We start from the raw sequence: 20,014 nt of genomic DNA on the forward strand, positions 1-20,014 counted from the left end.
GTACCGTCGTGCGGGCGGCGCACCGCGTGGCATCCGGGGCACGACGGAGGCGTACGGTGTTGTGTTCACGACCCGGCGAGGAGAGACGGCATGGCAGCGAGCTTCCCCGAGACCGCCATCAGCACCGAACGGCTGCTGCTGCGCCCCCTGGCGGAGGACGACGCCCCCGGCCTGGCCACGATGATGGCCGACGACCTCGTCCTCGCCTGGACGGACCTGCCCCACCCCTTCACCGAGGCGTACGCGGCCGAGCTCGCCCGCACCCTCGCCCCCGCCCACCGGGCCGCCGGACGCGGCATCGTCTTCGCCGTCACCGAGCACCTGACCCAGCGCCTGGTCGGCCTGGTCGAGCTGCGCAACACCGACTGGCGGCTGCGCAGCACCGAGATCTCCTACGTCACCGCCGTCTGGGCGCGCGGCGAGGGCTACGCGCCGGAGGCCGTCCTCGGCGTCGCCCAGTGGCTGTTCGAGGACCGCGGCTTCCTGCGCCTGGAGCTGCGCACCGCCGCCGGGAACACCGCCGCCCAGCAGGTCGCCCAGAAGGTCGGCGGGATCAGCGAGGGCGTGCTGCGCAGCGCCTGGATAGTCCGGGGGGAGTCCGGCGAGGCGGCGGGGGCACCTCCCGGCCGCCAGGCCGGGGGAGAGAGCCGCAGCGACCTCATCCTGTGGAGCCTGCTCCCGGAGGACCTGGAGTCGCCCGAAGCGCACCGCGCCGGCTGGCACGGCGACCACCGCTACGTGCTGCGCGACTGATCGTTCCCGCCCCCGTTCACCCGACGCGGACATGTGTGCGAGATGTCGGGCTCCGGGGTACCACACCCGGTAGCCTCTGGACCGGCACCGCACGACAGCGGATCGAGTGGCGCACCGAGGCGAGGGAGAACGGCCGCAGATGGCTGACCGGATCACGGTCATCGGGTGGGACGGCACACCGCTGACCGAGGCCGCCGGCGCGGCCCTGGCCGCGGCGACCCTGGTGGCGGGCGCCCCCTACCAACTGAACGCGCTCCCGGTGCCGGAGTCCGCCGAGCGGATCACCCTCGGCAACGTCCGGCAGGCCGCCCGCAGGATCGCCGAGCACCGCGGCGCCGCCGTCGTGGTCGCCGAGGGCGACCCGGGCTTCTTCGGAGTGGTGCGCACCCTGCGCCGCCCCGAGTTCGGCCTCGAACTGGAGGTGCTGCCCGCCGTCTCCTCGGTGGCCGCCGCGTTCGCCCGGGCCGGCATGCCCTGGGAGGACGCCCAGGTGGTCAGCGTGCACGGCGGACGGCTGCGCCGCGCCGCCAACATCTGCCGGGCCCACCCCAAGGTCGCAGTGCTCACCGCGCCGGGCGCCGGGCCCGCCGAACTCGCCCTGATGCTGCGCGGGGTGCACCGGACCTTCGTGGTCTGCGAGGCCCTCGGCACCCCCGAGGAGGACGTCACCGTCCTCACCTCCGACCGGATCGCCGACCACGTCTGGCGCGACCCCAACGTGGTGCTGGTGATCGGCGGCGCCCAGGCCGCGGCGGTGGACGAGGCGGCCGGCTGGCTCGCCGGGCGCCCGGTCGGCTACCCCGGCGTGGAACGCGGCTGGGCGCTCCCCGGTGACGCCTACGCGGGCGCCGGGCGCACGGAAGGCGAGCCGGGCGCGCCCGGGGCACTCCCCGCCCATGTGCGCGCCCTGGTGCTGGCCCGTCTGGGTGCACGTCCCGGGGACCTGGTCTGGTCGGTCGGGGCCGGCAGCGGCGCCCTCGCCGTGGAGGCGGCCCGGTTCGGTGCCGCGGTGGTCGCGGTCGAGGGGTCCCGTTCGGCCTGCGCCCGGCTGACCGTCAACGCCCGCCGCTACGGCGTCGAGGTGGAGGCGGTGTACGGGAGCGGACCCGAGGTGCTGGGCGGCCTGCCGGAGCCGGACGCGGCCGTGGTGGAGTCCGGCGGCCTGGACGTGGTGCGCGCGGTGCTGGCCCGCCGGCCCGAGCGGTTCGTCGCACTGCCCCGGACCCTCGCCGAGGCGGAGGAGGTCCGCCGGGCGATCGCCGGGGCGGGCTACCGGGCGGACGGCGCGCTGCTCCAGGCGACCCCGCTGCGGCCGGTGGACGAGGGCGACGGGCTGGCACTGGGCGCGGGCACGACCGGCGCGCTGGTGCTCTGGGGTGAGCAGATCGTGTGAAGGCCCTGGGCGCGCGCCGGTGCCGTCCACTGCCGTCGACGGTGATCCAGGTCGCATCCGGACACCGATTCGAGAGGTGACCGCGCGGTGCCGGTAGTGTGACGTCCTGGGCGGTTGCATCGGTCGGCGACCCACCCGATTCGGTCGGTTTGTCACCTTTTTGACGTGGTGCAATCCGATTCCGCTCGGAGTGTGGGCAATTCGACGGGCCTCGTGCCGGACCTGGAGAATGCCGTAGGGTCCGGTGCGGTCGTGCCGGTTGCTCCGGGTTGTCGTTGTTTCAGACGATGTGCCGCCCCGTACGGGCGGTGCGCCGGGCCGGGGTGCCGCAGCGCGCCGGATGGACTTGGGCCGCAGCGCCACGGCGCGGCGGCCGCGTGTGGTTAGGGGCGGGTCGGTGCTGGTTCGGCCCGTGCGGATGGGCGCTGCGATCGGTGATCGTGTCGCCGAGGGCGCGGCAGCGGCCTGGAAGGAGCTTTGACAATGACCGATGGCGGCCACGTCCCGGGCGAGGGACTGCCCGAGCACCTGCACGCCGGGCCTGACCCGCTCGGCGGACCGGAGGGCGTCGCGGGTGTTGCACCCCTCCACGGCGTCGCGACGGACGGCGGTGTGATCCCCAACCCGGCGGCCCCGGTCGGCGGCGTCCCCGGTGCGATGCCCCCGGGCACGGGTGCCATCCCGCCGCAGGGCCAGCACGGCTACGGCGTTCCCGGCGTGCCCCAGCCCGGTCACCCGGGCGAGGGCTGGGCCGTCGACCAGGGCGCCCCGCGCCCGGCCTTCCACTTCCTCGACCAGCCGGACGGGCTGGACGACGATGACGACGTGCTGCTGATGCCGGGCCCGCAGGGCTCCTGGGGCGAGCCCGCCGCGGCCGTCCCTGCCGATCAGATGCCGCTCGCGCCGCAGCAGGACGGCACCCCGGTCGAGCCGTCCTGGCCGCCGGTGGACCCGCCGGTGCTCGGCGCCGAGCACGCCGTCCAGCAGCAGCCCGTCCAGGTGCAGCCGCAGACGCAGGCTCAACAGCCGCGCCGGCCGCTGCACGCCGGTCCGCCTATCCCGGACCCGTCGCTGATGACCGGCCAGGTGCCGGTCCGCTCGCTGGCCGACCGCGGCCCCTCCCAGGGCGGCACGCCCGCGCACGGCATCCCGGTGGTCGGCCGTCCGCCGATGGCAGAGGCCGCCGCCCAGGCTCAGGCCGCCGTGCCGCAGGCCGTCCCGGTGGCTCCGGCCGCTCCGGCGGCCCAGGGGATCCCGGTCGTCGACGGGCAGCAGCTGCCGCAGACGCCGGACTTCCAGCAGGCCCACGGCGCCCAGCAGGTGCCGCTGGCCGCGCCGCCGGTCGAGACCGCGCTGGCCGTCGAGACGGTCGGGGCGATCGAGGTGATCGAGGTCGTCGAGTTGCCGGAGGCCGTCCAGGCCGCCCCGGCCCAGCCCGCGCAGGACGTGACGGCGGCCCAGGCCGCCGAGACCGTGGCGGTCGTCGAGACCGCCGCGGAGGCCGTCGCGGTCGCGCCGCAGGCCGTCGTGGCCGAGCAGGGCCAGTCGGCGGCCGGGATTGCCGAGGCGCCCGTGACCGAGGCCGTCGCCGTCGAGGGCGTCGCCGCTGAGGGCACCGCCGTCGAGGGCGCTGCCGTGCCCGCCGAGCAGCCCGAGGCCGTGGCCCCGGCCGGTCAGCCGCGCCGGATCTCCGCCTTCCTCGCCGCGCCCACCCCGCACGGCCTGCCCAAGGTCGAGGCGGCCCAGCAGGCTCCGGTCGTCCAGGAGGCGGTCCCGCAGCAGTCCGCGCCCATAGCGGCTGCCGAGGCCCCGCAGGCCGTGGAGACCGCCGAGGCCCCCAGCGCCGAGGTCGTGGCGGGTGCCGAGCCCGCCCCGGCTGTGGAAGCCGCCGAGGTCGTCGAGGCCGCTGAGCAGGCCCCCGCCGCCGAGGCCGCGCCGGAGGCCGCCGCCGGGCCGGTCGCGCAGACCGCCGCGGGCACCGGCGAGATGCCCTCCGGCCAGGCCGTCACCGAGCCCGCCGCCGAGCCCGTCGTCGCCGAGGCCGAGCCCGCTGCCGCCGAGGCAGAGCAGCCGCAGCAGGCCGAGGTCCCGGCCGAGCCGGTCGCGGAGCAGCCCGTGGAGGCGCCTGCGGAGGCGCCCGTGGAGGCGCCTGCGGAGGCGCCCGTGGAGGCGCCTGCGGAGGCCGACGCCACCGCCGGTGCCACCGCTGCCGATCCGGCCGCCGAGGCACCCGCCGAGGCCGCCCCCGAGGCGGAGCCGGCGCAGCCCGCCGAGGCCGCTGAGGAGCCCGCCGCCGAGGCCGCCGCGCCCGCCGAGGAGGCCGTACCCGCCGAGGGGGTCGCCGAGCAGCAGGCCGCCGCCCCCGAGGCGGAGACCCCCGCGGAGCAGGCCGCCGAGCCCGCCCAGGCCCTGGCCGAGGTCGAGGCCGAGCCCGCCGTCGCGGAGCCCGTCCAGGAGCAGCCCGCCGAGGCCGAGCCCGTCGGCGAGCAGGCCGCCGAGGCGACGGCGGAGCCCGTCGAGCAGCCGCAGGCCGCGCAGCCCGCCGCGGAGCAGGCCGCCGAGGCGTCCGAGGCCGTCGAGGCCGTCGCGGAGCAGCCCTCCGCCGAGGAAGCGCGGGAGGCGCAGGAGGCGCAGGAGCAGCCGGAGCAGCAGCCCGAGGAGCCTGCCGAGCCGCGCGGCCCGGCCGCCCCCGGCTACGACGAGGCCGGCCGCGAGGCCGTCCACCAGGTGATCCGCGAGCGCCGCGACGTGCGCAACGGCTTCCGCCCGGACCCGATCCCGCACGAGGTGCTGATCCGCGTCCTGGAGGCCGCCCACACCGCGCCCAGCGTCGGCTACTCGCAGCCCTGGGACTTCGTGGTGATCCGCTCGGCGAAGACCCGCCGGCGGATGCACGCCCTGGCGGAGCGCCAGCGCGAGGCGTACGCGGACTCGCTGCCCAAGGGCCGGGCCAAGCAGTTCAAGGAAATCAAGATCGAGGCCATCCTCGACACCCCGGTCAACATCGTGGTGACCGCCGACCGCACCCGTGGCGGCCGGCACACCCTGGGCCGGCACACCCAGCCGCAGATGGCCCCGTACTCGGCCGCCCTGGCCGTCGAGAACCTCTGGCTGGCCGCCCGCGCCGAGGGCCTGGGCGTCGGCTGGGTGAGCTTCTTCGACGACGAGGAGCTGGTCCGCGAGCTCGGGCTGCCCGAGCACCTGGAGGTCGTCGCCTACCTGTGCGTCGGCTTCGTCGACGAGTTCCCGGACGAGCCCGAGCTGGAGCAGCAGGGCTGGGCCAAGAAGCGTCCGCTGTCCTGGGTCGTCCACGAGGAGCAGTACGGCAACCGGGCGCTGCCCGGCGAGGAGCCGCAGAGCCTGCTCGCCGAGACCCTGCGCGGCATCCGCCCGCTGGACGCCAAGGCGCTCGGCGAGGCCTGGGACCGGCAGAAGCGGATGACCAAGCCGGCCGGCTCGCTCGGCATGCTGGAGATCATCTCCGCCCAGCTGTGCGGGCTGTCCCGCAAGTGCCCGCCGCCGATCCCTGAGCCCGCCTGCGTGGCGGTCTTCGCGGCCGACCACGGCGTGCACGCGCAGGGCGTCAGCCCCTGGCCGCAGGAGGTGACCGCCCAGATGGTCGCCAACTTCCTGGCCGGGGGAGCGGTGATCAACTCCTTCGCCAAGCAGATCGGCACCGAGGTCTGCGTGGTCGACGTCGGCGTCGCCGCCGAACTGCCGGAGGCCGTCCAGCAGGGCCGCGCGACCGGTCTGCTGCCGCGCAAGGTCCGCCCCGGCACCGCCGACATGACCCAGGGCCCGGCGATGACCCGCGAGGAGGCCCTCAAGGCCATCGAGGTCGGCATCGAGACCGCCCGCGACCTGGTCGCGGCGGGCAACAAGGCGCTGATCACCGGCGACATGGGGATCGCCAACACCACCGCCTCGGCCGCCCTGATCTCGGTGTTCACCGGCCTCGACCCGGCCGAGGTCACCGGTCGCGGCACCGGCATCGACGACGAGACCCACGCCCGCAAGATCGAGGTCGTCCGCGCCGCGCTGGCCCTGCACCAGCCCGACCCGAGCGACCCGGTCGGCGTCCTCGCCGCCGTCGGCGGCTTGGAGCACGCCGCCCTGGCCGGCTTCCTGCTGGGCGCCGCCTCGCTGCGCACCCCGGTGGTCCTGGACGGCGTCATCGCCGGTTCGGCCGCGCTGGCCGCCAAGGCCATCGCCCCCGAGGTGCTGGCCGCGTGCATCGCCGGCCACCGCTCCGCCGAGCCGGGCCACCAGGCCGCGCTGGCCAAGCTCGGCCTGCGTCCGCTGATCGACCTGGACCTGCGGCTCGGCGAGGGCACCGGTGCCCTGCTGGCCCTGCCGCTGGTGCAGAGCGCTGCCCGGGCGATGCACGATGTAGCCACCTTCGACTCCGCCGGGGTCACCGAGAAGGCCTGAGGCACCCCGTCACCGCTCCGCGGTCCGGCCCGAGGGCGCGCCGGACCGCGGAGCGGTGACGTGCCGTACCGTCCCCACACCCTCACCCCCGATCAGGAGCACCGCCGATGACCGCGCCCACCCCGCACCCGAGCACCGAGGGCCGCACCCCCTACCCGGTGGGCCTGCTGCTGGCCGGCCGCCGCGTCGTCGTGGTCGGGGGAGGCCAGGTCGCCCAGCGGCGGCTGCCCGCCCTGATCGCCACCGGCGCCGACCTGCACCTGATATCGCCCGCCACCACCCCGGCCGTCCAGGCCATGGCCGACGCCGGCGAGCTCACCTGGCACGCCCGCCCGTACCGGGACGGCGACCTGGCCGACACCTGGTACGCCCTGGTCGCCACCGACGACCCGGCCGTCAACGAGGCGGTCAGCGCAGAGGCCGAGCGCGAGCGGGTGTTCTGCTCCCGCAGCGACGACGCCGCCGCGGCCACCGCCTGGACCCCGGCCAGCGGCCGCGACGCGGGCGCCACCGTCGCCGTCCTCACCGGCGACCCGCGCCACTCCGCCGCCCTGCGCGACGCCATCGTGGACGGCCTGCGGGACGGCTCGCTGGCCGCCCGCCAGTACCGCTCGCACGGCGCCGGCGTGGCCCTGGTCGGTGGCGGCCCCGGCGACCCGGACCTGATCACCGTGCGCGGCCGACGGCTGCTCGCCGACGCCGACGTGGTCGTCGCCGACCGCCTCGCCCCGCGCGAGCTGCTCGCCGAACTGCCCGAGCACGTCGAGGTGATCGACGCCTCCAAGATCCCGTACGGCCGGTTCATGGCCCAGGAGGCGATCAACCGCACCCTGGTCGAGCACGCCAAGGCCGGCAAGTTCGTGGTCCGGCTCAAGGGCGGCGACCCGTACGTCTTCGGCCGCGGCGGCGAGGAGCTGCTGGCCTGCGTGGAGGCCGGGCTGCCGGTCACCGTGGTGCCCGGGATCTCCAGCTCGATCAGCGTCCCCGCGGCGGCCGGCGTCCCGGTCACCCACCGCGGCATGACCCACGAGTTCACCGTGATCTCCGGCCACGTCGGCCCGGACGACGAGCGTTCGCTCACCAACTGGGAGGCCGCCGCGAAGATGAGCGGCACCCTGGTGCTGCTGATGGCCGTGGACAAGATCGGCGCGATCGCCGCCCGCCTGGTCGAGTACGGCCGTCCGGCGGACACCCCGGTCGCCGTCGTCCAGGAGGGCACCACCGCCGCCCAGCGCAGGGTGGACGCCACCCTGGGCACCGTCGCCGCGGTGGTCGAGGCCGAGGGCGTCAAGCCCCCGGCGGTCATCGTCGTCGGCGACGTCGTCAACGTGCTGGCCGCGGCCTTCCAGCCGTAAGGCCGCACGGGAGCGGTCCTGTCCTGCCGGGAGTGGGAAGTCGGCCCGGCCGACTTCCTACTCCAGCGGCTGCTCCGTCCAGATGACTTTCCCGGTCGCCGTGTAGCGAGTCCCCCAGCGCTCCGCGAACTGCGCGACCAGGAACAGCCCGCGCCCGCCCTCGTCCTCGGTCGCCGCGTACCGCAGGTGCGGCGAGGTGCTGCTGCCGTCCGACACCTCGCAGATCAGCGAACGGTCCCGCAGCAGCCGTACCCGGATCGGCCGGGCGCCGTACCGGATCGCGTTGGTCACCAGCTCGCTCAGGATCAGCTCGGTGACGAACGCCGACTCCTCCAGCCCCCACGCCGTCAGCCGCTCCGCCACGGCGGCCCTGACCTGGCCCACCGCGGCCGGGTCGGAGGGCACCTCCCACTGCGCCACGTGGTCCGGCGCCAGCACCCTGGTCCGGGCCACCAGCAGCGCGATGTCGTCCTGCTGGTGCGCCGGCAGCAGCGCCGCCAGCACGTCCGCGCAGGTCTGGTCCGGGGAGCGCGGCGGCCCGGCCAGCACCGCCCGCAGCAGCTCCAGCCCCGCGTCGATGTCCCGCTCCCGGTCCTCCACCAGCCCGTCCGTGTACAGCACCAGCCGACTGCCCTCGGCCAGCTCCAGGTCGGCGGTCTCGAACGGCAGCACCGCCAGACCCAGCGGCGGCCCGGTCGGCAGCTCCGGGAACACCACCCGGCCCTGCGGGTCCACCACGGCCGGCGGCGGGTGGCCGGCGCTGGCCAGCGTGCAGCGCCGCGACACCGGGTCGTAGATCGCGTACAGGCAGGTCGCCCCGGCCAGCTCCGCGCGCTCGCCGCCCGCCGCCTCGTCCTGGTCGATCCGGTTCACCAGCTCGTCCAGGTGCCCCAGCAGCTCGTCCGGCGGCAGGTCCAGGGTCGAGAAATTGTGGATCGCCGTGCGCAGCCGGCCCATCGTCGCCGCCGCGTGCAGCCCGTGCCCCACCACGTCCCCGACCACCAGCGCCACCCGCGCGCCCGGCAGCGGGATCACGTCGAACCAGTCGCCGCCCACCCCGGCCTGGGCCGGCAGGTAGCGGTGCGCCACCTCCAGCGCCGACTGCTCCGGCAGGGTTCGGGGCAGCAGGCTGTGCTGGAGCGTCACCGTCATGGTGTGCTCCCGGGTGTAGCGGCGGGCGTTGTCGATGCACACCGCCGCGTGCGCCACCAGCTCCTCGGCCAGCGCCAGGTCCTCCGCCTCGAACGGCTCCGTCCGCTGCGCCCGCCAGAACCGGGCCACCCCCAGCAGCACCCCGCGCGCCCGCAGCGGCACCCGCACCAGCGAGTGCACCCCGTACGCCAGCACCTGCGCCGACCCCTCCGGATCCTGCTCCCGCCACCGGCCGGCGTCCGTCAGGTGCGGCTCGACGGCTGGCTCCCCGCTGTGCAGGGCCACCGCCAGCGGGGTCGAGGGCACCACGTCCAGCACCGTGCCGACCGGGTAGAACGGCGCGTCGTCCGCCACCCCCGCCACCGCGACCCGGCGCATCCGCCCCAGCGAGGGGCCCGGCGGCGGCTCCTCGCCGGTCAGCACCTGGTCCGCCAGGTCCACCGTGACGAAGTCCGCGAACCGCGGCACCGTGACCTGCGCCAGCTCCTGCGCCGTCCGCGTCACGTCCAGCGTGCTGCCCACCGTGACCCCGGCGTCGTACAGCAGCCGCAGCCGCCGCTGGGCGCGCTCGGCCCGGCCGGACAGCGCCGCCAGCTCGGTGGAGTCGCGCAGCGTGGCGACGCAGCCGGGCGGACCGCCGGGCCGGTCGATCAGCCGGACGTTCACCGCCAGCAGCCGCTCCCCGGACAGCACCACCTGGTCCGTCACCGGGCGCCCGGCGGTCAGCAGCTCCAGCGGCTCCTGGTCCAGGCCCAGCCCGCTCACCGGACGGCCCTCGGCGTCCGGCGGCAGGTTCAGCAGCCGGCCCGCCTCGTCGTTGCAGAGCAGCAGCCGCCCGTCCCCGCCGACGATCATCACGCCCTCGCGCACGGCGTGCAGCACCGCCGAGTGGTGCTCGTACATCCGGGTCATCTCGACCGGGCCCAGCCCGTGCGTCTGGCGTCGCAGCCGCCGGCTGATCAGCGCCGTCCCGAGCGTGGCCAGCCCCACCGCGGCCGCCGCCGCGCCCAGCACCACCGGCAGCTGCCGCTCGCTGGCGCTGCTGATGTTCCTCAGCGTGACGCCCGCCGAGACCGCCCCGACCACCGAGCCGTCCGGCGCGTACACCGGGACCACCGCCTGCACCAGCCGGCCGAGGGTGCCCGTGACGTGCTGGGTCACCACCTGCCCGTGCAGCGCGGGCTCGTAGACACCGATGAACTTCTGGCCGATCCGGGCCGGGTTCGGGTGGGTGTAGCGGATGCCGTGGTCGTTCAGCACGACGATGAAGTCCACCCCAGAGGTGACCCGCGCGGCCTCCGCGCTCGGTTGCAGCAGGGCCGTCGGGTTCGGGGAGCGCAACGCGTCGACGATGCCCGGCGAGTTGGCGAAGGTCTGGGCCACCGCCACCGAACGGTTGCGCGCCTCGTGATCGGCGTCGTTGCGCGACTGCACCACCAGCGCCACCGCGGCCGCCGCCACCAGCAGCAGCACGACCACGACCTGGAGCGCGAACACCTGCCCCGCCACCGACCGGCGCCACACCAGCCACCGCGGCTTCGCGCGCGCCAGCTGTGGCCGACCGTGTGGGCCCCCACCGGGGGAGCCGGCGGAGTCAGTGGCACCAGAGGCCGACGGAACCCAGGATCGGCCCGGATTTCGGGCCATAGGGTCATATTTGCACTACGACCAGCCGGGGACCACCTCGCCCCCTCGGCCGTTTGGCCTTCCCCGCCCGGGCTTGGCAAGATCGCAGGGTGTCCGAACCCCGCACCATCACCGACCCCGCCGACCCCCGCCTCGCCGACTACACGGGCCTCACCGACGTCGAGCTGCGCCGCCGGCGTGAACCCGCCGAGGGCCTCTTCATCGCCGAGGGGGAGAAGGTCATCCGCCGCGCCCTCGCCGCCGGCTACCGGATGCGGTCGATGCTGCTCACCCCCAAGTGGCTGGAGGTGATGGGCGACGTCATCGCCGAGGCCGACGCCCCCGTCCACGTGGTCGAGCCCGCCCTCGCCGAAGCCGTCACCGGCTACCACGTGCACCGCGGCGCCCTCGCCTCGATGGAGCGCAAGCCCCTCCCCGACGCCGCCGAGGTGCTCGCCGGGGCCCGCCGGGTCGCCGTGCTGGAGGGCCTGGTCGACCACACCAACCTCGGCGCCATCTTCCGCAGCGCCGCCGCCCTCGGCATGGACGCCGTCCTGCTCTCGCCCGACTGCGCGGACCCGCTCTACCGGCGCGCCGTCAAGGTCTCCATGGGCGCCGTCTTCGCGGTCCCGTACGCCCGCCTGGACCCCTGGCCCGTCGCCCTCGACACCGTCCGCGAGGCCGGCTTCACCCTACTCGCCCTCACCCCCGCCGACACCGCCGTCGACCTCCACACCCTCACCCCGCACAGCCTCCCCAAGGCCGCCCTCATGCTCGGCGCCGAGGGCGACGGCCTCACCCCCCGCGCCATCGCCGCCGCCCACCACCCCGTCCGCATCCCCATGGCCCACGGGATCGACTCCCTCAACGTCGGCGCCGCCGCAGCCGTGGCCTTCTACGCCGTCACCACCCCCACTCCCTGACCCCGCCCCCGCATGAGAAGTCGGCCCGCCCGACTTCTCATGCACGCGCCCTTTCCCCGTCCCGCCCGGCGCCCGCCTCCACGGGGCTCTCCCGCCGCGTGCTGCTGGCGCCCCGATAGGGGCTCGTGCTGCACGCCGCGCCTCGTCGCTCCGCCAGACGTCGGCCGGCCCGGCTTCTCGTGGCGCGGGTGTCAGCCGAGGGGGGAGGTGGGTGGGGCCGCGGCGGCGGCGGGGGGAGGGGTGGTGGCGCCGGGCCAGGATTCGTCGAGGGTGCCGTCGGGGCGGACGGCGTAGCGGGTGGAGGTGACGGTGCCGGTGGCGGCCGCGCGCTCCTCGCGGACGACCGTGCTGCCGTCCAGCCGCCAGGTGGCCGCCGCCTGCGGGTCCGCCACCGAGGTGCGGGAGGTGACGGCGACGGGGGTGTCTCCGGTGAAGGTGTAGAGCTGGACGAGGTCGACCGAGGTGGAGCCCTCCGCCCGCCGCAGGACGACCACCGTGGCCGGTAGGCCCTTGTACCGGGCCGGCAGCACCGCACTCAGCGCGACCTGTGGCCCGGCCCCGACGGAGTGCCCGTTCTGCAGCGCGGTGGCCGGCCCGCCGGCTCCGTCGGGGTAGCTGTGGTTGGGCCAGTCGACCGCCGGTACCGGTGCCTGCGGCGGTGTCAGACCGGCGTCGGCACCTGCGCGCGCCGCGGCCGGGAGCGGCGCGGTCGCGGCCGGCGGTGCGACGTCCGCCGAGGTCCCCGGCACCGCCTGCGCGCCGCCGGAGCCCGTGGTCGCCACCACCCCGGTCGGCTGCCGCACGCTCCGGTTGTCCCGGTTCTCGCACCCCTGAGCCGCGGCGATGGCCAGCGCCACTCCGATGGTCACCGTGACGAAGACGATCAGCCGCTGCCGGAGCAGCCGCTGCCGGGCGGTGCCGGGACGTCCGCCGGGGGCGGGGGTGTGCTGGCGGTCCCGGGGGCGCGCCCGGTCGCGGGGGCCGGGCCCGGGGCCGGGGCGGGCCGGCGGTGGGGTCTGGGGACGGTCCGGACGCTCCCGCAGCGGGCGGGTCACCGGTGTCGGCTCGGGCCGGGGGGCGGGTGCGGCCGGCCCCTGCTGCGGGCGGCGCCCGGCGGCTCCGGCCGACTGTGCGCCGGGGCGGCCCGCCGCCGCCCTGGCCCGTGCCGCGGCGGGCGGCTCGGGGGAGCGTCCGGGGGCCGGTACTCCCTGACGGCCGTTCTCCTGCCGGGCCGGAGCCGGCGCGGCCGCGCCCCGCCCGGGCCGTGTCGCGCGGGTGCTGCCGCCCGCCGCCCCGCGCGCCGCCAGTTCGCTGAGCCGCTCGTGCAGCGCGGCGGCCCCGGGCCGCTCGGCGGGCTCCTTGGCCAGGCAGGCGCGGATCAGCGGCGCGAGTTGCGGCGGTACGGCCGAGAGGTCGGGCTCCTCGTGGACGACCCGGTACAGCATCACTTCGGAGGACGCCCCGGAGCCGAACGGGGTGTCCCCGGTGAGGGCGTAAGCGAGGGTGGCGCCGAAGGCGAACACGTCGGTGGCGGGCGTGACGGCGGCCCCGCGTACCTGCTCGGGCGCGAGGAAGCCGGGGGAGCCGACCGCGGTGCCGACGTGGGTGAGCGTGCTGGCGCCGCGCGACCACGCGATGCCGAAGTCGATGATCCGCGGGCCCCGGGGCGAGAGCAGGATGTTGGAGGGCTTGAGGTCCCGGTGGACCACGCCGGCCTCGTGCACCTTGACCAGTCCGTCGGCCAGTGCGGCCCCGATCCGGGCCGCCTCGGGCCAGCTCAGCGGGCCTTCGTCGCCGACCCGCTTGTAGAGCGAGGGCCCCGGTACGTACGCGGTGGCCAGCCAGGGGCGTTCGGTCTCGATGTCCGAGCCGACCACGCGTGCGGTGCAGCCGCCCCGGATCCGGGAGGCGGCGGCGATCTCGCGGGCGAAGCGGGTACGGAACTCCTGGTCCTCGGCGAGCTCGGCGCGGATCAGCTTGAGGGCGACGCGCTGCCCGCGGCGGTCGGACCCGAGGTAGACCACGCCCATGCCGCCGGCGCCCAGTCGCCGGTGCAGGCGGTACGGCCCGACGATGCGGGGGTCCTCACGCCTCAGCCGCATCATCGCCATGTTTCGTTCCCCGTCAGCCGGTGGGTGAGGCCCCGTCGGTTGGGCCATCGTCAGTTCCTGTCTGGCACAGCTTACGGACTGCCCGCTGCGGTGTGCTGATACGCAACACCTGAAGCCACCGTGCGATTGTCCGATCTTGCGCTGATCTGCAGGTCGCAGGGGTGTCGAAGCGCTTCTCGGGGTTCCCCCTCAGGGTTCCCTCGGGGGTCGGATGAGCCTTCCGTCCCCCTGCGGTAGTAGGCCCCGAGTCTGATCGTCATCCTCCCGGACGTCCGAGGAACAGTACGACGGCATGACGCCCGGAGGACCCCCTGACCAATAGCGTTGTGCTCAGCGGTGGACGGGGAGCTCGTCCCCCGAGGTAAGCCGTCCACCGCGCCAACTCGACCGGATCAGGAGCAAGGACATGGCACCGCAGCTCACGGGAACCCCCCGCCGCCGTCGGCCGGCCTTCGTCCAGTCCCGGTCCGCCGAGCAGCCCACGCGGCACCCCGCCGTGGCGCTGGCCATGGCCCTGCCGTGCGCCGTGCTCCTGGTGCTGCTCTTCGGCGGGTGGGAACAGATGGCGAGCCAGGCCCAGGCCGTCGCCGATCTGATCGCCCGCTGAGCAGGAAGAAGGACACCGGCCCCCGAGGCCGGTCGAAGACGGGCACCGAACCCCTGGGGACGGGGAGCGGTGCCGCCGGGGAGGCCGCGGCCGCGATGACACGCGGACGGGCGAGGAGCGGCGCGCAGAGCGCCCCGGCAGGCGGAGATGCCGCGTGCGGACGTCGGTGAGGGCGTCCGTACGCGGCTCTTCTCTTTTCGTTTCTTTTCGTTCCCCGACGCTTCCCGGCACACGGCACGGCGGTAGGGCAGGGCCGCAGACAGACGACAAACGGCCGGGGCCGCGACCCTGACGGATCGCGGCCCCGGCCGTTACTGTGCGCGATACTGGGATTGAACCAGTGACCCCTACCGTGTCAAGGTAGTGCTCTCCCGCTGAGCTAATCGCGCCTGGTGTGGCGGTGTTGCAGCAGACCCCGATGGGTCCGACGTGCGCGATACTGGGATTGAACCAGTGACCCCTACCGTGTCAAGGTAGTGCTCTCCCGCTGAGCTAATCGCGCGGGGAGGTCCCCGGTGGAACCGGGGGAACCTCTTGGAGGTGGAGACGGGATTTGAACCCGTGTACACGGCTTTGCAGGCCGTTGCCTCGCCTCTCGGCCACTCCACCAGGCAACACATGAAGAACGATCTTACACTGCTCTCCATCGAGCGGACGACGAGATTCGAACTCGCGACCCTCACCTTGGCAAGGTGATGCTCTACCAACTGAGCCACGTCCGCCTGTCTCCCAGGGCCTTCACCGCTTTTCTTCGGCTGCGCTCCCTGGCGACGTGTTGAACTCTAGCGGATTCCCGGGCCAGCTAAAAATCCGTTCCCGCAGCATGCCGAGGGGATGGTCGCGAGTGCCGTCCCGTCAGCCCTCCCGGCACGTCACCGGCCGCCACCTGCGGCGCTCCGGGACGATCATCCGCAGGTCACCCGGCGCACACCCGGGTGACGCACACGGGTGCTCGTGCGCGGGGCGCGAGCCGGTCCGGGCCCGCGCCCCCGACCTACACTTCAGGCACCGCCGCCCAGCACCACCGCGCAGGAGAACCGTGTCCGGCCACCCCGACCCCCGCACCCCGCTCGCCCGCTTCGGAGGCCGCCTGGCCACCGGACTGCGCGACGTCACCTCGGACCCGGCCGCCCTCGACTCCGCCGGCTACTGGGCCGTCGCCCACGACTTCGAGGGCCGGCTCACCTGCGCCCGCTTCGACGAGGTCCGCCCCGCCCCCGCCCCGCCCTCCGGTGCGGGCTGGCGCGGACCGCAGGCCGGCAGTTGGCACAGCTCCCTCGACCGCGCCGCCTACACCGCGGGCGTGCGCCGCATCCGCGAGCACATAGCCGCCGGCGAGGTCTACCAGGCCAACCTCTGCCGGGTGCTGTCCGCACCGCTGCCCGACCCGGACCGCAGTGACGTCGACGCCCTCACCGGACTCCTCGCCCACGGCAACCCCGCCCCCTACGCCGGCACCATCCGCCTGCCCGGTCACGGCGTCGAGATCGCCACCGCCTCGCCCGAGCTCTACCTGCGCCGCAACGGCCGCACCGTCTCCTCCGGCCCGATCAAGGGCACCGGCCGCACCGAGGACGACCTCCTCGACAAGGACCACGCCGAGAACGTGATGATCGTCGACCTGGTCCGCAACGACCTCGGCCGGGTCTGCGAGACCGGCAGCGTCACCGTCCCCGACCTCTGCGCCGTCGAGAAGCACCCCGGCCTGGTCCACCTGGTCTCCACCGTCGAGGGCACCCTGCGCGAAGACGCCGGCTGGCCCGAGCTCCTCGCCGCCACCTTCCCGCCCGGCTCCGTCACCGGAGCTCCCAAGTCCAGCGCCCTGCGGATCATCGAAGCCCTGGAGACCGCCCCGCGCGGCCCCTACTGCGGCGCCGTCGGCTGGGTCGACGCGGACCGGGGCGAGGCCGAACTCGCGGTCGGCATCCGCACCTTCTGGATCGACCGGACGGACCCGGGCGCACCCGTCCTGCGCTTCGGTACCGGTGCCGGCATCACCTGGGGCTCCCACCCCGAGCGCGAATGGGCCGAAACCGAACTGAAGGCCGCCCGCCTGGTCGCGATAGCGTCGGGCAGCGAACCCGGAGCCGAGCACGGAGCCGAGCCCGCAGCCGAGTCCGGTCGCGGATCCAAGTCGACCGGGGCCTGAGCCCGCACCGCCTAGGAGCAGCCCGATGCACAACCGCACCACGAGCTGGGTCAACGGCACGCTCGTCGACTCCGCCGACGCGGCCGTCTCCGTCCTCGATCACGGCCTCACCACCGGCGACGGCGTCTTCGAGACCATGAAGACGGTCGACGGCCGGGCCTTCGCGGTCACCCGCCACCTGGACCGGCTCACCCGCTCCGCCCGCGGCCTCGGCCTGGCCGACCCGGACCACGACCTGGTCCGCGAGGCCTGCACCCGGGTCCTCGCCGCCAACCCCGTACCGCTCGGCCGGCTGCGCATCACCTACACCGGCGGCAACGGCCCGCTCAGCTCCGAGCGCGGCACCACCGGCCCCACCCTGGTCGTCGCCCTCAGCCCGATCACCCGCCGCCCCGACGAGACCGCCGTCACCGTCGTCCCCTGGCGCCGCAACGAGCACAGCGCCGTCGCCGGCCTCAAGACCACCTCGTACGCCGAGAACGTCGTCGCCCTGGCCGCCGCCCACCGCGCCGGCGCCTCCGAGGCCCTGTTCGCCAACACCGCCGGCCTGCTCTGCGAGGGCACCGGCTCCAACGTCTTCGTGGTCCTCGACGGCCGCCTGCTCACCCCCACCCTCGCCTCCGGCTGCCTGGCCGGCATCACCCGGCAACTCGTCATCGACTGGTGCGGCGCCGAGGAGGCCGACCTCCCGCTCGGCGCCCTCCGGAACGCCGAGGAGGTCTTCCTGACCTCCACCACCCGCGACGTCCAGGCCGTCACCCGCGTCGACGACCGCGAACTGCCCGGCACCGGCCCCGTCACCGCCAAGGCCATGGCCGTCTTCACCGAGCGCAGCGGCGACGACCTCGACCCGTGACCTCCGACCCGCGGAGCGCGCCGACCGGGTGGATAACCCTCCGCACAGGGGGAAGGGACCACCACATGACCACCACGCTGCGCCCCGAGGGCCCGGAGACACCCACCGCGGCCGGCGGCCGCACCAGACGCTGGCTGATCCTCTCCAACGGCCACCCGGTCGGCGCGCTGCGCACCACCGCCGATCCGCAGGGCGGTCAACTCTGGGGCCGGATATCCGAGTTGGAGATCACCGAGGGTCGCGGCCGGGGCCGGGGCACGTTCGGCGCCCTGGCCGCCGAGGAGGTGCTGCGCAACTGGGGCTGCACCCGGGTGGACGTCGGCGTCCCCGAGGCGGCCACGACGGCGCGCGGGCTCGCCGTCGCCCTCGGCTACACCGAGCGGGCCCTGAGCATGTCCAAGCGGCTGGTCACCGCCCCCGCGCTGCCCGCCGGGGTGAGCGCGCGCCCCTTCGACCCGGCCGACCTCGACGACTGGCTCGCCCGGTCGGCGGAGGGCTACCGCCGGTCGCTCGTCGGGTCCGGCCTCACCGAGGAGCAGGCCCGCGCCAGGACCGGCGGCGACGACCCGCCGAACCCCGTCCCGCAGGGCGTCGACACCCCGGGCGTCGTCCTGCGCAGGCTGTACGGTGCCGACGGCGGAGAGGGCCCGTACGGCTCGATCTGGGTGCAACTGCGGCTGCGCGACCTGCCGGACGGTGAACCGCTCGCCTGGGTGATGGGCGTCGAGGTGTCCCCGGACCACCGGGGCAGGGGGCACGGACGCACACTGATGCTGCTCGCCGAACGCGAGTGCCTGGCCGCCGGGGTGCACGACCTCGGCCTCAACGTCTTCACCCGCAACGAGGTCGCCGTCCGGCTCTACGACTCGCTCGGATACGCGGTCACCGAGCGCCTCTACGGCAAGCCGCTGTGACCTGACGTGTCGTCAGGACCCCTTCGCCGCCTCGATGACGGCCACGATCCGCTCGCGCAACCCGTCCTGGCTCTTGCCGCCGTCGAGGCGCTTCCCGCCGATCACGTACGTCGGCGTGCCGGTGACCCCGATCGCTTTGCCCTCGGCCTGGTCGGCGTCGACGGTCAGCATGTGCCGGCCGTCGACCAGCGCGGTGTCCACCTCCTCGACGTCCGCCCCGACCTCCCGGGCCACGTCCAGCAGCACCTGCTGCCCACGCGCGTCCAGCTCCGCGGTGCGGGCCAGCAGCGCCTCCACGAACGGCCAGCCCAGCCCCTGCGCGAACGCCTCCTCGGCCGCCTCCGCGGCGGCGTAGGCGTGCTTGTGCTTCTCCAGCGGGAAGTGCCGCACCTCCACGGGCAGCGCGTCGCCGTACTGCGCGCGCAGCGCCCGTACGTCATCCAGGGCGGTGTGGCAGTCCGGGCACTGGAGGTCGCACCAGAACTCGAGGCGGGGGAGGGAACCATCGATCATTGCCCCAGTGTTCCACTAGTGGGCGCCCGCTCCGGCCGGAGGTGCGCCCGGAGGCGGACCGAGAGGAAGGCACCGATGACCAGGACGACCGGACACGAAGGAGCGCTTCCGTGCTGAGTGCGGCGATCGGTTTCGTCCTCACCGCGGGCGGGGTGGCCTTCGCGGGGCTGCGGGCCTACCGGCGGCGCTTCCTGTCGGCGACCCGCTGGTTCGCGGTGGCCCTGCTGCCCGCCGGGCTCTACCTGACCGGCCTCTTCCCGCTGGCGAGCACGATCGCCGGGGAGTTCGCCGACTGGGCGGTCAAGCTGGTCTTCGACCCCCGGGTGTGGACGGGCATCGCGCTGCTCGGCCTCTCCGCGGTCCTGCTGGTCACCACCCGCTGGGTGGGCCGCCGGGGCGGCGCGGCGGCGGTGGAGGGCGCCCCGGAGCGCCCGGCCGCGGCCCGCCCGGCGCCCGAGCGCCAGGCGGTGGCGCCGACGCCGCCCGGGGCCCCGAAGAAGCAGGCCGCGGGCAAACGGGACGACGGTCTCGGCGACTTCGCCGACATCGAGGAGATCCTCCGCAAGCGCGGGATCTGAGCGGCGGGGCCGGCGGGTCAGGCGGAGGGGACGGCCTCCGCCGACCGCTGGCGCGCCCGGTACGCGGCGACGTGCAGCCGGTTGCCGCAGGTGCGGCTGTCGCAGTAGCGCCGCGAGCGGTTCCGGGAGAGGTCCACGAAGACCCGCGCGCAGTCCGGCGCCTCGCAGCGGCGCAGCCGCTCCCGCTCGCCCGCCACCAGGATGAAGGCCAGCGCCATGCCCAGCTCGGCCGCCAAGTGGTCGCCGAGCGCGGCGTGCGGTGCGAAGTAGTGGATGTGCCAGTCGTGGCCGTCGTGGTCGGTCAGCCGGGGCGTCGTGCCGGCGGCCGCGACGATCGAGTTGACCAGCTCGGCGGCCTCCGCGGTGGACTCCGTCGCGAACACCTCGCGCAGCCGGGTCCGCAGCTCGTGCACCCGCCGCAGGTCGTCCCCGGTCAGTGAGTCGATCTCGCTGATCTCCTGGCGGACCACGAAGGCGTCCAGTGCGGCGACGTCCGGCAGCCGCTCGGCGCCGCACACCTCGGGCGCGGTGTTGAGCAGCTCCACGAGGATGCTCAGCGCGCACTCGGTGTCATGGGTGATCAGCACGTTGGGGGCTCCTCGCGCAGGGGGACTCCGATACCCCGCGTCCGCGGTTACCCCAGACCATACCGG

Annotated in this window: 13 protein-coding genes, 4 tRNA genes and 1 pseudogene; 10 read left to right on the top strand and 8 right to left on the bottom strand. The window is 75.3% G+C overall.

The genetic code is table 11. The annotated features are described in order from the left end of the window. Positions 1–90 precede the first annotated feature (90 nt). The 4 genes from ACWDBE_RS18370 (at position 91) to cobA (ending at position 7,932) form a co-directional block, all read left to right on the top strand. Entirely contained in the window at positions 91–753 is a 663-nt protein-coding gene (locus tag ACWDBE_RS18370; protein ID WP_449789525.1) for a GNAT family N-acetyltransferase, read from the top strand. A gap of 139 nt (positions 754–892) precedes the next feature. Further along, a complete protein-coding gene (gene cbiE, locus ACWDBE_RS18375; protein WP_449789524.1) occupies positions 893–2,146 on the top strand; it encodes a precorrin-6y C5,15-methyltransferase (decarboxylating) subunit CbiE in 1,254 nt (417 codons plus the stop codon). A 483-nt stretch (positions 2,147–2,629) separates the two neighbouring features. Then, positions 2,630–6,577 (top strand): nicotinate-nucleotide--dimethylbenzimidazole phosphoribosyltransferase, encoded by a 3,948-nt coding sequence (gene cobT / locus ACWDBE_RS18380; RefSeq protein ID WP_449808550.1) that lies wholly within the window; start codon positions 2,630–2,632, stop codon positions 6,575–6,577. Between the two features lie 107 nt (positions 6,578–6,684). After that, positions 6,685–7,932, top strand: a complete 1,248-nt coding sequence (gene cobA, locus ACWDBE_RS18385; protein ID WP_449789522.1) for a uroporphyrinogen-III C-methyltransferase — start codon at positions 6,685–6,687, stop codon at positions 7,930–7,932. Between the two features lie 57 nt (positions 7,933–7,989). Here the strand turns inward: cobA and ACWDBE_RS18390 are convergent, their stop codons facing one another. Then, positions 7,990–10,731: a SpoIIE family protein phosphatase gene (locus ACWDBE_RS18390; RefSeq protein ID WP_449808551.1), complete on the bottom strand. Its 2,742-nt coding sequence runs from the start codon at positions 10,729–10,731 to the stop codon at positions 7,990–7,992. Between the two features lie 89 nt (positions 10,732–10,820). Between ACWDBE_RS18390 and ACWDBE_RS18395 the strand changes: the two genes are divergently transcribed. Beyond that, complete coding sequence (locus ACWDBE_RS18395; RefSeq protein ID WP_449808552.1) at positions 10,821–11,633, top strand: TrmH family RNA methyltransferase; 813 nt, start codon at positions 10,821–10,823, stop codon at positions 11,631–11,633. Positions 11,634–12,388: 755 nt separating this feature from the next. Here the strand turns inward: ACWDBE_RS18395 and ACWDBE_RS18400 are convergent. Beyond that, positions 12,389–13,744, bottom strand: a pseudogene (locus ACWDBE_RS18400) (serine/threonine-protein kinase); the annotation flags it as partial. A gap of 406 nt (positions 13,745–14,150) precedes the next feature. Between ACWDBE_RS18400 and ACWDBE_RS18405 the strand changes: the two are divergent. Further along, positions 14,151–14,351: a hypothetical protein gene (locus tag ACWDBE_RS18405; protein ID WP_449789519.1), complete on the top strand. Its 201-nt coding sequence runs from the start codon at positions 14,151–14,153 to the stop codon at positions 14,349–14,351. A 317-nt stretch (positions 14,352–14,668) separates the two neighbouring features. On the opposite strand, the gene ACWDBE_RS18410 is transcribed toward ACWDBE_RS18405, so the two are convergent. The 4 genes from ACWDBE_RS18410 to ACWDBE_RS18425 form a co-directional block, all read right to left on the bottom strand. Further along, positions 14,669–14,740: transfer RNA gene (locus ACWDBE_RS18410), tRNA-Val, on the bottom strand. A gap of 41 nt (positions 14,741–14,781) precedes the next feature. After that, a tRNA-Val gene (locus ACWDBE_RS18415) sits at positions 14,782–14,853 on the bottom strand. A gap of 33 nt (positions 14,854–14,886) precedes the next feature. Next, positions 14,887–14,960, bottom strand: a tRNA-Cys gene (locus ACWDBE_RS18420). A gap of 40 nt (positions 14,961–15,000) precedes the next feature. After that, a tRNA-Gly gene (locus ACWDBE_RS18425) sits at positions 15,001–15,073 on the bottom strand. 317 nt (positions 15,074–15,390) lie between these two features. Here ACWDBE_RS18425 and ACWDBE_RS18430 point away from each other — a divergent pair. The 3 genes from ACWDBE_RS18430 (at position 15,391) to ACWDBE_RS18440 (ending at position 18,270) form a co-directional block, all read left to right on the top strand. After that, positions 15,391–16,500, top strand: coding sequence for a chorismate-binding protein (locus ACWDBE_RS18430; RefSeq protein ID WP_449808553.1), 1,110 nt, complete (start codon positions 15,391–15,393; stop codon positions 16,498–16,500). Between the two features lie 25 nt (positions 16,501–16,525). Continuing rightward, positions 16,526–17,356 carry an aminotransferase class IV gene (locus ACWDBE_RS18435; protein ID WP_449808554.1) on the top strand — a complete coding sequence of 277 codons (831 nt, stop codon included), beginning with the start codon at positions 16,526–16,528 and terminating at the stop codon, positions 17,354–17,356. Positions 17,357–17,421: 65 nt separating this feature from the next. Further along, positions 17,422–18,270 (top strand): GNAT family N-acetyltransferase, encoded by an 849-nt coding sequence (locus tag ACWDBE_RS18440; protein WP_449789516.1) that lies wholly within the window; start codon positions 17,422–17,424, stop codon positions 18,268–18,270. Positions 18,271–18,282: 12 nt separating this feature from the next. On the opposite strand, the gene ACWDBE_RS18445 is transcribed toward ACWDBE_RS18440, so the two are convergent. After that, the gene (locus ACWDBE_RS18445) at positions 18,283–18,783 is read right to left on the bottom strand and encodes a DsbA family protein (protein ID WP_449789515.1); all 501 of its coding nucleotides are present in this window, start codon (positions 18,781–18,783) and stop codon (positions 18,283–18,285) included. A gap of 110 nt (positions 18,784–18,893) precedes the next feature. Here ACWDBE_RS18445 and ACWDBE_RS18450 point away from each other — a divergent pair, with 110 nt between their 5' ends. Continuing rightward, positions 18,894–19,361 (top strand): hypothetical protein, encoded by a 468-nt coding sequence (locus ACWDBE_RS18450; protein WP_449808555.1) that lies wholly within the window; start codon positions 18,894–18,896, stop codon positions 19,359–19,361. A gap of 17 nt (positions 19,362–19,378) precedes the next feature. On the opposite strand, the gene ACWDBE_RS18455 is transcribed toward ACWDBE_RS18450, so the two are convergent. Continuing rightward, positions 19,379–19,948, bottom strand: coding sequence for a CGNR zinc finger domain-containing protein (locus ACWDBE_RS18455; protein WP_449789513.1), 570 nt, complete (start codon positions 19,946–19,948; stop codon positions 19,379–19,381). Positions 19,949–20,014: the final 66 nt, after the last annotated feature.

It is taken from the genome of Kitasatospora sp. NPDC001132 (assembly GCF_053598415.1).